This is a genomic window from Pseudoxanthobacter sp. M-2, from assembly GCF_046156265.1.
In the GTDB taxonomy this organism is placed as follows: Bacteria; Pseudomonadota; Alphaproteobacteria; order Rhizobiales; family Segnochrobactraceae; genus CAMDHY01.
Map to the genome: position 1 here is coordinate 139,417 of NZ_JAWDIR010000043.1, position 13,475 is coordinate 152,891.

At 69.5% G+C, this 13,475-nt stretch carries 10 protein-coding genes and 1 tRNA gene; 1 reads left to right on the top strand and 10 read right to left on the bottom strand.

Annotated features, from left to right (window positions below):
• Nucleotides 1–5 precede the first annotated feature (5 nt).
• The 6 genes from RUR49_RS18325 to RUR49_RS18350 all read right to left on the bottom strand — a co-directional run bounded on the left by RUR49_RS18325 (nt 6) and on the right by RUR49_RS18350 (nt 7,170).
• The gene (locus tag RUR49_RS18325; protein WP_409147847.1) at nt 6–1,013 is read right to left on the bottom strand and encodes an ABC transporter permease; all 1,008 of its coding nucleotides are present in this window, start codon (nt 1,011–1,013) and stop codon (nt 6–8) included.
• On the bottom strand, nt 1,010–2,509 hold the full coding sequence (locus tag RUR49_RS18330; protein ID WP_409147848.1) for a sugar ABC transporter ATP-binding protein: 1,500 nt from the start codon (nt 2,507–2,509) through the stop codon (nt 1,010–1,012). The genes RUR49_RS18325 and RUR49_RS18330 overlap by 4 nt, the downstream gene beginning before the upstream one ends.
• Before the next feature lie 72 nt (nt 2,510–2,581).
• Complete coding sequence (locus RUR49_RS18335) at nt 2,582–3,574, bottom strand: autoinducer 2 ABC transporter substrate-binding protein (protein ID WP_409147849.1); 993 nt, start codon at nt 3,572–3,574, stop codon at nt 2,582–2,584.
• A 136-nt stretch (nt 3,575–3,710) separates the two neighbouring features.
• On the bottom strand, nt 3,711–4,598 hold the full coding sequence (locus RUR49_RS18340; RefSeq protein WP_409147850.1) for an NAD(P)-dependent oxidoreductase: 888 nt from the start codon (nt 4,596–4,598) through the stop codon (nt 3,711–3,713).
• 104 nt (nt 4,599–4,702) lie between these two features.
• On the bottom strand, nt 4,703–5,458 hold the full coding sequence (locus RUR49_RS18345) for a FadR/GntR family transcriptional regulator (RefSeq protein WP_409148128.1): 756 nt from the start codon (nt 5,456–5,458) through the stop codon (nt 4,703–4,705).
• A 260-nt stretch (nt 5,459–5,718) separates the two neighbouring features.
• The gene (locus RUR49_RS18350; protein WP_409147851.1) at nt 5,719–7,170 is read right to left on the bottom strand and encodes an amidohydrolase family protein; all 1,452 of its coding nucleotides are present in this window, start codon (nt 7,168–7,170) and stop codon (nt 5,719–5,721) included.
• A 320-nt stretch (nt 7,171–7,490) separates the two neighbouring features.
• Between RUR49_RS18350 and katG the strand changes: the two genes are divergently transcribed.
• Entirely contained in the window at nt 7,491–9,680 is a 2,190-nt protein-coding gene (katG, locus tag RUR49_RS18355) for a catalase/peroxidase HPI (protein WP_409147852.1), read from the top strand.
• Nucleotides 9,681–9,790: 110 nt separating this feature from the next.
• Here the strand turns inward: katG and RUR49_RS18360 are convergent, their stop codons facing one another.
• The 4 genes from RUR49_RS18360 to RUR49_RS18375 all read right to left on the bottom strand — a co-directional run bounded on the left by RUR49_RS18360 (nt 9,791) and on the right by RUR49_RS18375 (nt 13,426).
• Complete coding sequence (locus tag RUR49_RS18360; protein WP_409147853.1) at nt 9,791–10,207, bottom strand: hypothetical protein; 417 nt, start codon at nt 10,205–10,207, stop codon at nt 9,791–9,793.
• Nucleotides 10,208–11,286: 1,079 nt separating this feature from the next.
• Nucleotides 11,287–11,362, bottom strand: a tRNA-Lys gene (locus RUR49_RS18365).
• Nucleotides 11,363–11,532: 170 nt separating this feature from the next.
• Entirely contained in the window at nt 11,533–12,396 is an 864-nt protein-coding gene (kdsA, locus tag RUR49_RS18370) for a 3-deoxy-8-phosphooctulonate synthase (protein WP_409147854.1), read from the bottom strand.
• Nucleotides 12,397–12,454: 58 nt separating this feature from the next.
• Nucleotides 12,455–13,426, bottom strand: coding sequence for a class I SAM-dependent methyltransferase (locus RUR49_RS18375; protein ID WP_409147855.1), 972 nt, complete (start codon nt 13,424–13,426; stop codon nt 12,455–12,457).
• Between the last annotated feature and the right edge of the window lie 49 nt (nt 13,427–13,475).

Genomic DNA, 13,475 nt, shown 5'->3' on the forward strand with positions numbered 1-13,475 from the left:
CGGCTTCACCCCGCCCTCAGGGCGGCGCGCTTCGCCTGATAGGCGGGCACGCCGGTGCCGACGAGAATGAGCGCGCCGATCACCACCATCTGCCAGGTCGACGGGATGCCGAGCAGGATCAGGCTGTTGTTGACGAGCACGATCAGCGCCACCCCGAGCAGCGTGCCGGTGATGGTGCCGTAGCCGCCGGCGAGACGGGCGCCGCCGAGCACCACCGCGGCGATCACCGACAGCTCCAGCCCGACGAGGTCGAAGGGGTTGGCGACGCGCGCGAGTGAGGCGTGGATGATGCCGGCGAGCCCCGACAGGGCGCCGACATAGGCGTAGACGAACACCTGCGCGCCGCGAACGGGGATGCCGATGCGCCGCGCGCTCTCGACCGACCCGCCGATCGCGAAGATCGTCCGTCCGAGCATCGTCCGATAGAGCAGGAACCAGGTGCCGACGACCACCGCCACGAGGGCGGCGAACGCCCACGGCAGCGAGAAGAAGAAGCCGTCTGCGGTGGTGCCGCGGACCATGATCAGCCGCGAGAACTCGCGCAGGCTCGGCGGCATGTTGGAAATCAGCTGGCTGCCGACGAAGGTCAGCAGGAAGCCGCGGATCAGCGACAGCGTGCCGAGCGTGACGATCAGCGTCGGCAGGCGGAAGCCGGCGATGAAGACGGCATTCAGCAGCCCGAGCGCCGTGCCGATGGCGATCGACATCAGGAAGGCGAGCGGCCACGGGATGTTGATCCCGAGCGAGGTCAGCGTCAGCGTGGTCGTGTACATGGCGAAGGCGGCGATCGCCGTGAAGCTGACGTCGATGCCGCCGGAGATCAGCACCAGCAGCACGCCGATCGCGAAGATGCCGATGACGATCGAGCCGCGCAAAAGGTCGAACAGCGTGGGCAGCGACAGGAAGTTCGGCTGCACGATCGCCGTCACCACGCAGAAGGCGACGACCACCAGCGCCACCAGCGTCTCGTTGCGGGTGAGGTCGAGCCTCGGCATCGCGCGTCCGCCGTTCATGCCGCGAGCTTCCGGGCGAGGTCGCCCTCGCTGAGGCTGCCGCCCGCCACCTCGTCGACGATCCGCCCCGCCTTCATCACCAGTATGCGGTGGCAGGTGCCGAGCACCTCGGGCAGGTCGTCGGAGATGACGATGACGCCCATGCCCTCCGCCGACAGCCGCGCCACGACGGCGTGGATATCGGCCTTCGAGCCGATATCGACGCCGACAGTCGGACCGTTCAGCACCAGCACCTTCGGCGCGGTGGCGAGCCAGCGCGCCAGCACGACGCGCTGCTGGTTGCCGCCCGACAGCGACTGCACCGGCGCCTCCGCGTCCGGGGCAACGATGCGCAGTTGTGTAATCCAGTCAGCGACTTCGCGGTCGAGGCTCGCTCGATCGATGAAGCCGCCGCCGGCACGGTGCGCATCGAGGCGGCCGACGGCGATGTTGCGGGCAATCGACTGCGAGAGGAACAATCCCTCGGTCAGCCGGTCCTCCGGCACGTAGCCGATGCCGGCGGCGATGGCATCGCGCGGCGAGCCGAGCGTGACCTCCTTGCCGTCGACGGCGATGCGGCCGGAATCGAGTGGCAGCAGCCCGAACAAAGCCTTGGCGAGCGCCGTGCGGCCCGAGCCGAGCAGGCCGGTGATGCCGAGCACCTCGCCAGAGCGCAGCGACAGCGACACGTCCTGAAGCAGGCCGGCCCGGTTCAGCCGCTCGACTTCGAGCAGCACCGGCCGGCCGGGGGGCAGGGGCTCCGGTGCCGTCTCCGCGAACGTGCGGCCGGTCATGTGGAAGGCGAGACCGGCGAGGTCGAAGTCGCCGGCCGGCCCCTCGGCGACCTTGGCGCCGTTGCGCAGCACGACGATCTTCTCGCAGACCTCGAAGATCTCGGCGAGCTTGTGGGAGACGAACAGCACGGCGACGCCGTCGGCGCTGAGGCGGCGGATGATGGCGAGCAGCGAGCGCACCTCGCGCTCGGTCAGCGCCGTCGTCGGCTCGTCCATGACGATGAGGCGGGCCTTCGAGGCGAGCGCCCGGCAGATCGCCACGAGCTGCTTGTCCGCCACCGACAGCGTGTCGACGCGCCGCTCGAGGTCGATCGCCACGCCGACGCGCTCGAACGCCGCCGCCGCGATCTTCCGCATCTGCGAACGCCGCACCAGCCGTCGGCCCTCCGAGAGCTCCGCGGAGAAGGCGACGTTCTCCGCCACCGAAAGGTTCGGAAACAGCGAGAAATCCTGGAAGATCACCTGGATGCCGGCGGCGATCGCATCGCGTGGCGACTGTACGCGGTCCGTTGCCCCGTCGATCGTCACACCGCCGCGATCGGGGCGCACGACGCCGGACAGCACCTTGATCAGGGTCGACTTGCCGCTGCCGTTCTCGCCGGCGAGGCAGACCACCTCGCCGGGCGAGAGCGTGAAGCCGACGTCGGAGAGCGCCGTCACGCCGGCATAGCTCTTCGACACGCCGGTGATCTCGACGAACGGTGCCTGCCGGGCTTCCGGCATGGTCGCGCTCCGGGGCTGACGGACGGGAGGAGAGGGCGGCCGCAGGTCTCGCCGCGGCCGCCCGTCAGTGGCTCAGAACGGATACTCGGCCATGTTCTCCTTGGTCACGTCGACCCAGGCCTGGCCGTAGAGCACCTTCCCGTCGAGCGAGAGCTTGTTGTAGCCCTCGACGCCGAGGTCCATGCCGTCCGTCACCGGCTGGCCGTCGATCAGCATGACGGCGAGCTTGTTCATGGCGTAGCCGGCGAGCGCCGGGTCCCAGAACGAGATCATGTCGACCGCGCCGGTCTCGAGATACTGGCTGGCGATCGACGGCAGGCTGGTGCCCATCACGCAGGTGTCGTCGGCCATGCCGCGCTCCTCGAGCGCCAGGCCGATGCCGCCGACGTCGGTGGAGGCGCTGCCCTGGAAGCCGCGCACGTTCGGGAAGGCGCGCAGCAGTTCCTGCGTCTTCGCATAGGCCTGCTGCTGGTCGTCGAAGGTCTCGTTCTTCGAGCCGACCAGCGTCATCTCGGGGAAGTTCGCCTTCTGATAGGCGATCGCCCCGTCGACCCACTCGTTGTGCGACTTCGACGTCAGCGAGCCGACGAACACGGCGTACTCGCCCTTGCCGCCCATGCACTCGCCGAGCGCCTTCATCAGGTGCTCGCCATAGGCGCCGTTCTGGAAGGCCTCGATGTCGTAGTCGGCGTTCTGGATGGCGGAGGCCTCGTGCGCCACCACCTTGATGCCGGCGTCCATCGCCTTCTTCAGCACCGGCTCGACCGCCTCGGGGGCGAACGGCACGATGGCGATGGCGTTGACGCCCTGGGCGATCATGTCCTCGACGAGCTGCACCTGCAGCTGCGCGTCGGCCTTCGCCGGGCCGACCTGGAAGGCGTTGGCGCCGGTGTCGGCGGCGAACTTCTTGACGCCCTCGTCCATGCGGTTGAACCACTGGATGCCGCTGATCTTCACGATCGTCGCAATGGTCGGCTTCGTGTCCTGCGCCGTGGCGGCTCCGGCGGCGCCGAGGCCGACCGCGATGGCGGCGGCACCGGCGAGAAGGATCGTCTTCCTCGTCATCGTTCACTCCCTGGCCGAACGGTCGTTGTCGTTTTTTGCTCCGCGGTTGGCGGAGGGGGTGCGTCGGGCAACGGGGCCAGCGTCGGCCGACGACGGCACGGTGGAGCCTCCGGATGCGTCGCGCGCGGGCGCGCCGTCAGGTGCCGGAGAGCTCGAACAGAAGCTTGTGCAGCGCCGAGGCGTTGAGATCGCCGAGGCCCTTGTTGACGGCGCCCTGGTAGAGCTCCGCCGTCACCGCGGTGCTCGGCGTCGCGACGCCGAGCGCGCGCGCGTAGGCGCCGATCAGGCGGGCGTCCTTCAGCATGTGCTTCAGGTAGAAGTGCGGTGAGAAGTCACCGGCGAGGCTCGCGCGGCCGACGCCGCGGATGAGGCCGGACGAGAAGTCGGTGACGTCGAGGTAGCCCATCAGCGCCTCGCTCTCGAGGCCGGCCTTCTTCGCCATCGCGAGCGCCTCGCCGAGCGAGACCATCTGGGCTGCGACGAGCAGGTTGCCGACGAGCTTCGCCGCCGCACCCTTCGACGGTCCGCCCATGTAGTGGACGGTCGCGGCCATCGTCTGCAGCACCGGCAGGGCGGCGTCGTAGTCCGCGCGCTCGCCGCCGCAGACGAAGTCGAGCTTGCCCTCCCAGGCCTCGTTCTTCGAGCCGAACACCGGCGTGTCGAGGTAGCGCAGCCCGCGCGCGGACGCCGCTTCGGCGAGTTCGAGCGTGAGGGTCGGGTCGGTCGTCGTGGCGTCGGCGATGAGGGTGCCGGCGGCCGCATGGGCGAAGACGCCGTCGTCTCCGAGGAGCGTGTCGCGCTGGGCGTCGGGGCCGGTGAGGCACACGACGACGATCGGCTTGCCGGCGACAGCGGCGGCGATCGACGGCGCCACGGTGCAGGATTCGAGGCCCTCCGGCACGGGCCGGGTGGTCCGGTTCCACATCGTGACGGCATGGCCGGCGGCGATCAGGTTGCGGACCATGCCGCGCCCCATGATGCCGAATCCGATGAACCCCACGTCCCGCAGGTGCGTGTCGCTCAAGCGTCCCCTCCCGAATGCGGCGTCTCGTTGTCGTCCCGGCGCCGCTCTCAGATGACCACTGGTCTGTCGAAAAGTCCAGTGAGAGTGAATCGCGAAAGCGACACTCAGGCCGCCGTCGGCGAACGTCCCCGGCCACGCAGCGGAGGGAACACCTCCGAGCTGGCGCCAACCGCCAGCTGCTGCCGCGTCGTCTCGTAGATGCGGGCGAGATGCTGTTCGAAGGCCGCCACCACGGCGTCGGCATCACCGGCGGCGAACGCCTCGACGATCGCCACATGGTCCTCGTAGGAGCGCTGGATGGCGCCGGCTTCGCCCATGGCGCGGCGGCGGTTGTCCATCATGTAGGCGTAGAGGTCGGTGACCACGTCGGCGAGCAGCGGGTTGCGCGAGGCGCGGTAGATGGCGACGTGGAACTCGCGGTCGCAGATCAGGAAACGGACGGGATCGTCGAGGGTGGCGCGCTGCACCTCCAGCGAATGGCGCAGCTGCGCCAGCGTCTCGGCGTCCATCGCGATGGCCGCATCGCGCACCACGGCGCACTCGATCAGCAGGCGCGCTTCGTGCACGGCCTCGAGGTCGTAGCTGTTGATGGTGCGCGCCGTCATCGCGCCGATCTTGAGCAGCCCGAGATCGGCACCGGCGACGCGCGTGCGCGAGCCCTGCGAGACGTCGACGATGCCGCGCGCCGCAAGCCCCTGGACCGCATTGCGAATGGTCTGGCGGCTGACCGAGAGGGCGCTCGCGAGCTCGCGCTCGCCCGGCAGTTCGTCGCCCGCCTGCAGCACACCGGAGGCGATCAGCGACTCGAGCTTGTCCCCAATCATCTCGGTGACGGTGCGCTTCTCGATGCCCCGCCGCATTTCGGTGATGCTGGTCAGCACGGCCGAGCTGGTGGTCCGCCCTCGCGACACGCGACGCCCCCTTTGCCGGCCTGGTGGTCCGCTCACCGGACCAGTCGACGCTATCGACCCCCGTCCGAGACTGTCAACGGCCGCACGCGGGGCCGACCGCGCGCCGTCGTAACGTGCAAAGGGCCCCGAACATGCCGGGGCCCTCCGTCTTGCTCAGTGTGCTGTCCGTCCGCGCCTGGGGCAGGACGGTGCGGCGGCGCGGCCCGCCCTCAGCTCCAGCCGGCGCGCTTTGCCACCTCGAAGATCGACTCGCGCGCCTTCGTCGCCACCTCGCGGAAGTCGACGGCGGTGAACTGGCCGTTCTGGCGCAGCATCCGACCGTCGACGAAGACGGTGTCGACATTGCTCGGCGCGGCGAAGTTGATGAGGGCGTCGTAGGGATCGCCGACCGGGGCCATGTTCGGATCGGTGGTGCGGATCAGGATGATGTCGGCGCGCTTGCCTGGCGTCAGCGAGCCGACCTTCTGGTCGATGCCGAGGTCGCGGGCGCCGTCGATGGTGGCGAGCTGCACGAGCCGCTTCGTCGACAGCGGTACGTCGGGCAGGCGGTGCTTGTGGAGGGAGTACAGCAGCCGCATGCAGTTGAAGCAGTCGCAGTTCTGGTCGGCCGAGACGTCAATCGACATCGACACCTTCACGCCCGCCTCGATCAGCTCGGCGAGCTGGATCTCGCCGCGGTCCTTGGCGCGCTTGGCCTCGCCGAGCGGCGAGGTCGAGTAGCTGACGCCGCGGGCCGCGAGGATCTTGCGGTCGTCCTCCGACGTCATCAGCGGATGCACGAGCTGTACGTCGGGCCCGAGCAGGCCGGCGTCGTCGAGCATCTTCACCGGGCTTCCCGACGAGGTATGCATGGTGATCGGCAGGCCGAGCTTGCGCGCCGCGCCCCAGTCTTCCTGCGCCATCTCGATCGAGATTGCCGCCCGCTGCGCATTGTTGCCGGCGACGTTGCGCGAGCAGATGCCGAGTGTCAGCAGCCCGTCCGGAGTGATCCACTCCTTCTGCACGCGGGCGAGGTCGGCGGCGTCCATCGGCTTGTCGGTGGCGCCCTTCTGCGGCGTCCCGTAGGCGAAGCGGCCGCGCACGCCCATGTCGCGCATCGCCCGCATCTCGGCGTCGGCGTGCTCGGGGCTGCGGGTGTTGTGCGCCCAGTTCTGGAACGAGGTGACGCCACCGGCGAGCGCCTCGGCGAGCCCGAGCCGGACGCTGTCGTAGGCGTCGTCCGGCTCGTAGAAGGGGCCGAGCGTGCCGGTGATCGGGAAGTAGCCCTTTTCGGGCACGTTCGAGTTCGCCAAGGGCCGGACGCTGCACGTCCAGAGGTGGAAGTGCGTCTCGACGATGCCCGGCATGCAGATCATGCCGTTGCCGTCGATGTTGGTGGCGTTCGGGGCGACGACGACCTCGCCGACGGCGACGATCTCGCCATCACGCACATGCACGTCACCCACCGGCAGATCGCCGACGGTATCGTCCATCGTCAGGACGGTGGCGCCCTTGATGAGGAATTCGCCGCGGCTCGGCAGGCCGTTCGCCGCGGCGGCGGTGCCGGTCGCAGCGGTCGTGCCTGCGTCCTGCGCCCGCGCCGCGGCGGGCGCCAGGGCACCGGCCCCGAGCGCCGTCGCCCCGAGCAGCAGCTTGCGCCTGTCGATGCTGAAGTCTTCCATGTCTCTCTCCCCGTTTTTGTCCCGGGACGGCCTTGTGGGCCGGCCATCCTCGGGAGCGCCTCGTGGGCGAATGCTGTCGCTGCCGGTGTCGACCGCGACGTACACCATATGACAATATGATTGCCTGACAACACCTCGCGGCACGCGCGGAGGGTTCCGGCCTCCGCCCGGGTTGAAACCTCCGCGTGCCGAACCCATTCAAGTTCGAAGGCGCGCAAGCGGCCGCGGCCGGCGGCCGCGCCCCGGCCGCCATTCACCCGTCCGACTGCTCGGGCTACAATTGCTCCAAAATGCGACGACTACGGTCACAGGAGGAAACCATGGACGCGAAGACCGACGAGAGCGCAGGCAAGTGCCCGATGTCCGGCGGCGGCGCCCGTCATGGCGGCAACCGCTCGTGGTGGCCCGAGGCCCTCGACATCGAGATGCTGCACCGCAATTCGAACCTCTCCGACCCGATGGGGCCGGACTTCGACTATGCCGCCGAGTTCAAGTCGCTCGATCTCAATGCCGTCGTCCAGGACCTGCACAAGGTGATGACGGAATCGCAGGAGTGGTGGCCGGCCGACTGGGGCCACTATGGCGGCCTGATGATCCGCATGGCCTGGCACAGCGCCGGCACCTACCGCATCACCGACGGCCGGGGCGGCGCAGGGGCCGGACAGCAGCGCTTCGCGCCGCTCAATTCCTGGCCGGACAACGCCAACCTCGACAAGGCGCGGCGCATCCTCTGGCCGATCAAGCAGAAGTACGGCCGCAAGCTCTCCTGGGCCGACCTGATGATCCTCGCCGGCAACGTCGCGCTGGAATCGATGGGCTTCAAGACCTTCGGCTTCGCCGGCGGCCGCAAGGACGTGTGGGAGCCCGAGGAGCTGTTCTGGGGTCCGGAGGGCACCTGGCTCGGTGACGAGCGCTACAGCGGCGAGCGCCAGCTGGCCGAACCCCTCGGCGCCGTGCAGATGGGCCTCATCTACGTCAACCCGGAGGGGCCGAACGGCAAGCCCGACCCGCTCGCGGCGGCCAAGGACATCCGCGAGACGTTCTTCCGCATGGCGATGAACGACGAGGAGACGGTGGCGCTGATTGCCGGCGGCCACACCCTCGGCAAGACCCACGGTGCTGGCGATCCGTCCTTCATCGGGCCGGAGCCGGAGGCGGGCGCGCTCGAGGACCAGGGCCTCGGCTGGAAGAGCACCCACGGCACCGGCTTAGGCGGCGACGCCATCACCGGCGGTCCGGAGGTGATCTGGTCGCAGACGCCGACGCGCTGGAGCAACCACTTCTTCGACAACCTGTTCGGCTTCGAGTGGGAGCTGACGAAGAGCCCCGCCGGCGCCTTCCAGTGGCAGGCGAAGAACGCCGAGCCCTCGATCCCCGATCCGTTCGACCCGTCGAAGAAGCGCGTCCCGACGATGCTGACGACGGACCTCGCGCTGCGCGCCGACCCGGCCTACGAGAAGATCTCGCGCCACTTCCACGCCAATCCGGAGGCCTTCAACGACGCCTTCGCCCGCGCGTGGTTCAAGCTCACCCATCGCGACATGGGGCCGGTGGCGCGCTATCTCGGCCCGCTGGTGCCGAAGGAGACGCTGATCTGGCAGGATCCGATCCCGCCGGTCGATCACCCCCTCGTCGACGACGCCGACGTGAAGGCGCTGAAGGAAAAGGTGCTCGCGTCCGGCCTGACAGTGCAGCAGCTCGTCTCCACCGCTTGGTCGTCCGCCTCCACCTTCCGCGGCTCCGACAAGCGCGGCGGCGCCAACGGCGCCCGCATCCGCCTCGCCCCGCAGAAGGACTGGGAGGTCAACGAGCCGGCGCAGCTCGCGACCGTGCTCGCGACCCTCGAGAAGATCCAGGGCGAGTTCAACGCCTCGGCCGCCGGCGGCAGGAAGATCTCGCTCGCCGATCTCATCGTGCTCGCCGGCAATGCGGCGGTCGAGAAGGCGGCGCGCGACGCCGGCGTCACGGTCACCGTGCCGTTCGCGCCCGGCCGCATGGACGCCTCGCAGGATGAGACGGACGTGCAGTCGTTCGCGCCGCTCGAGCCGCGGGCGGACGGCTTCCGCAACTACGTCAACCGCAAGCGCCACCAGTTCATGCAGGACGAGGAGGCGCTCGTCGACCGTGCGGCGCTGCTCAGGCTCACCGGCCCGGAGATGACGGTGCTCGTCGGCGGCCTGCGGGTTCTCGGCGGCAATGTCGGCGCCACGCCGCACGGCATCTTCACGAAGCGGCCGGGGGTCCTCAGCAACGACTTCTTCGTCAACCTGCTCGACATGGGCACGGCCTGGCAGGCGCCGAACGCCGAGGGCATCTACCAGGGCCGCGACCGCAAGACGGGCGTCGAGAAGTGGACGGCGACGCGCGTCGACCTGATCTTCGGCTCGCACTCGCAGCTGCGCGCCTTTGCCGAGGTCTACGCCTGCAGCGATTCGCTGGAGAAGTTCGTGAAGGACTTCGTCGCGGCCTGGACGAAGGTGATGAACGCGGATCGCTTCGATCTGGTGTGACGGTGAGGGCCGGCGGGCTTCGCCGGCAACAAAAAAAAGGCCGCGGGCGAAGAACGCCCGCGGCCCCCACGACCGGCGCGGCTATCGCGCCGGATCAGGCTTGGACGATCTCAGTCGTCGAACTTCAGCTTGCAGGCGAGCACCGTCTGGCCGTCCACCTGGACCGTGACCTTCGTGTCCTTGCGGACCTTGGGGAAGCCCTGGGGGATCGGGTTGCCGTCGCGGCCGAGGTTGAGGTCGCCGACGATGTCGCCGCCCTTCACCTTCTTCAGCGCGACGGCGCCGACGATCGTCTGCTTGACGATGACGGTCATCTGCTGGCCGGCCTTGAACGCGCCGCGCGGAGCCGCCTCGAATTCGGTGGAAAAGCGCTCGCGGGTGCCGCGGGTCTCGTAGCGGGCATCCATGGAGATGTCGCCGGCCCCTTCGGCCTCGCATTCGAGCCGCTGATCGGCGGCGTGGGCCGGCAGGGTGAGGGTCGCGGACAGCACGGCGAGCGAGCCGGCCGCGAGAAGGGTCTTCAGCATCGGGGGTACTCCAACAGACTGGGGGGCAGGAGGCACGTTCAGCCACCGCCGGCCGTAAGCCGCCCGGACGGTCGAATGTCCGGGGTCGTCGTGGGGGGCGGAGGGACGGGGGTCGGTCGCGGGACGGAAGGTCGCCTTGGTCGATGGGGGATCGATGCGCCGCCTCAGGCCCGCGCGAGCAGGCATACGTGATTGCAACCTGTGCTGTCGATGCCGGCGATGAGGCTAGTGGGTGCCAGTCACGCGGAGTTGTGGGGGCTGTGGAAGAGGCCTTGCCTGGTCGCTTTGGAGCGACGCGCACGGCACCACCACTCCGAGGCGCTTCGGCAGCCGAGCGCCTTCGTTCAGTCTGAATGTGGAGCCCAGTAAGGAGGAGTTTCGCTTTGAAGCAACTCGTAGCGCCGCTGCCAGGCAAGGTGGCTCATTCTCTTGCGCAGGGCCTCTAGGCTCGGTCCGAATTCGTTCGCCGGGCGAAATCGTCGTCCTCTGCCTGCAAACTGGATCGGCATCGGCGTACGGTACTCGGCGCTCGCCCGGCGGTGGAAACCAGAGTGCTCAGCAAACACCGGCTCGATCTGCGGACTTGGGAAATACAAGAGCCACCGAACTCCAGGCCGCGGGCCCGGGAACAGTATCCAAGGCCTTGGATACTGGAAGACTGACCGGTAGGCTCTCTTCATCGGTAACGACAGGCATGCCTGCCGAAGATGCAGCGGAGCGGGAACCGGCTTCACCGGTCGCAGAGCCCGGATGCTGGACCATGTGTCGAATCTTCGCCGTCTTGGCGGCGGGCCAACAAGTTCATGCCATTCCCAAGCGTCCGAAACCGGCTCGATATCACAGTCACGGGCGTGGTTGTCGAAGTGTGGCGTGAAATCATGGGGAGAGTTGTTCATTGCCGCAGAATACACGCGCGACCGGCGCGTGAAAGCCCATGCCACCGGTGACAGGCTGGCGAACCTGCAAGGTCTGGTTCGCGTTGGACGGCGCGATGCACCTCAGCCAGCGCTGGTCCACGAAGACGCCGAAATTGGCTGCGGTCACACTATGGGCAGGCTGTTGTCAGCCTCTCATTTTCATGGTGAGCCCGGTGGGACTCGAACCCACGACCCCATGATTAAAAGTCACGTGCTCTACCGGCTGAGCTACGGGCTCGTGCGCGATCCCCGCTTGGGTGGCCGGCGCGGTTGCGGCGCGGCGGGGTCGGCGGCCACGGGTTAAGCGGTGGCGCCGGCCGCGTCAACCGGCGAGACCGCGCAGGTGGCGAAAGCCGGCAGCCGTGGTCTCCGGGACCCGCTCGGCGTGCCGCGCGCCAGCCCCCCGCCTCAGGCGGCCGCTGCCGGCTTCACCAGCGCGTCGATCGCCATCAGCGAGGCGACGAGGGCCTCGAACTCCGACAGTGGCACCATGTTCGGCCCATCAGACGGGGCGTGGTCGGGGTCCGGATGCGTCTCGATGAAGAGGCCCGCGACACCCACCGCCACCGCCCCGCGCGACAGCGGCGCGACGAAGCGGCGGTCGCCGCCCGACGAGCCGCCCTTGCCGCCCGGCGACTGCACCGAGTGGGTGGCGTCGAAGATCACCGGCGCGCCGGTCTCGGCGAGGATCGGCAGCGCGCGCATGTCGGAGACCAGTGTGTTGTAGCCGAAGCTCGCGCCGCGCTCGGTGGCGAGCACGCGGGTGTTGCCGGCCCCGGTCACCTTGGCGATGACGTGCGCCATGTCCCACGGGGCGAGGAACTGCCCCTTCTTGACGTTGACGACGCGCCCCGTCGCGGCGGCGGCGATCAGGAGGTCGGTCTGCCGGCACAGGAAGGCCGGGATCTGCAGGATGTCCACGGCCTCGGCGACGGGCGCGCACTGCTCGGCGCCGTGCACGTCGGTCAGCACCGGCAGGCCGGTCGCCTCGCGGATCTCGGCGAAGATCGGCAGCGCCGCCTTCAGGCCGACGCCGCGCGCGCCGCCGAGGCTGGTGCGGTTCGCCTTGTCGAAGGAGGTCTTGAAGACGAGGCCGATGCCGAGGCGCGCCGCAATTTCCTTCAGCGCCTGCGCCACCTCCAGCGCGTGCGACCGGCTCTCCAGCTGGCACGGGCCGGCGATCATGGAAATCGGCAGGCCGTTGCCGAAGCGCACGGCGCCGACGCTGACGACGGCGTCGGGCACGAGCGTGGGATGGGCGGGCGCAGTCATCTCATGCTCTCCTTTCGCGCCGTTGCGGCGCGGACGGCGGGGTTGTCCCGTCCGTGGCTTACTTCGGAAGTTGCTGGCGCGCCGGCGGTGGCGGGGCGGCGGGCGGCCTGGTCGCGGCGGCGGGTCGCGGCGCGGCGCGGGTCTCGACGGCCTCGCGGGCGGGCGGGGCAGGGGGCACAGGTGCCGTCGCCGCCTCGGCCTCGCGCTCGACCACTGGTGCGGCCGTGCAGACGAGGTGGGCGACGCCGTGCGGGCAGAGGCGCGTCAGACGGCGCAGCACCGGGCCGATCGCCGAATAGGGCAGGCCCATCGCCTCGTAGACGGCATGGATGCGCATCAGCTGCCAGCCCTCGCGCGTCAGCTCGCGCTGGCGGCGGATGCCGCGCCGCATCGGGGTGTCGGCGGAGGTCGGGCGCGGCGACAACCGCTTCGCGATCAGCGGGCTCGTGTAGTCATAGAGGAGTTCGGTCTGCGGCCCCGTCACCGCTGCGAGGTCTGAGAGAACGGTGGTCATCGTCTCCGCCGGGGCGTAGGCGAACAGCCCCTCGGCGACGACCAGCGTCGGCGCCCGGCGAAGCTCCAGCCGGTCGATCCAGCCGGGCCGGCCGATGTCGGCGCCGATCAGGTGGCGGCGGTCGCAGAACGGGAACAGCGTCTCGCGCAGTGACACGATCTCCGGCAGGTCGACGTCGATCCAGGTCAGCATGCCGTTGTCGATGCGCTGGAAGCGCGTCGACAACCCGGCGCCGAGATCGACGATCTGCGCGTGCGGGTGGCGGGAGGTGAAGGAGCCGACGATCTGGTCGATCACCCAGGTGGTGGCGATCATCGCCAGCATCGCGGGCTTGGCTGCCCGGTGCGGCTCGAGCTCGGGCTGCATCGAGCGGTAGATCGTCTCGGCGGCGCGGTCGCGGAAGCCGAGATCCGGGGCGACGTCGGCCGCGAGGGCGCGCGCGACGAGGGGGGCACAGGCCGTCTCCGCGATCCCGCCGAGAGCCGTCGCCGGTCGCTGCACCGCCTGCACCGTCATTCCGCCCGCCTCGCCCGGCTCCCCCCGAAGCCTGTCTTCAACTCCCCAC

Excerpts from the sequence above, each read along its gene's own strand:
- RUR49_RS18325 (WP_409147847.1), bottom strand. The coding sequence starts at position 1,013 with ATGAACGGCGGACGCGCGATGCCGAGGCTCGACCTCACCCGCAACGAG.
- RUR49_RS18350 (WP_409147851.1), bottom strand. The coding sequence starts at position 7,170 with ATGGAAGACTTCAGCATCGACAGGCGCAAGCTGCTGCTCGGGGCGACG.
- katG (WP_409147852.1), top strand. The coding sequence starts at position 7,491 with ATGGACGCGAAGACCGACGAGAGCGCAGGCAAGTGCCCGATGTCCGGC.
- RUR49_RS18345 (WP_409148128.1), bottom strand. The coding sequence starts at position 5,458 with ATGCGGCGGGGCATCGAGAAGCGCACCGTCACCGAGATGATTGGGGAC.
- RUR49_RS18375 (WP_409147855.1), bottom strand. The coding sequence starts at position 13,426 with ATGACGGTGCAGGCGGTGCAGCGACCGGCGACGGCTCTCGGCGGGATC.
- RUR49_RS18330 (WP_409147848.1), bottom strand. The coding sequence starts at position 2,509 with ATGCCGGAAGCCCGGCAGGCACCGTTCGTCGAGATCACCGGCGTGTCG.
- RUR49_RS18335 (WP_409147849.1), bottom strand. The coding sequence starts at position 3,574 with ATGACGAGGAAGACGATCCTTCTCGCCGGTGCCGCCGCCATCGCGGTC.
- RUR49_RS18360 (WP_409147853.1), bottom strand. The coding sequence starts at position 10,207 with ATGCTGAAGACCCTTCTCGCGGCCGGCTCGCTCGCCGTGCTGTCCGCG.
- kdsA (WP_409147854.1), bottom strand. The coding sequence starts at position 12,396 with ATGACTGCGCCCGCCCATCCCACGCTCGTGCCCGACGCCGTCGTCAGC.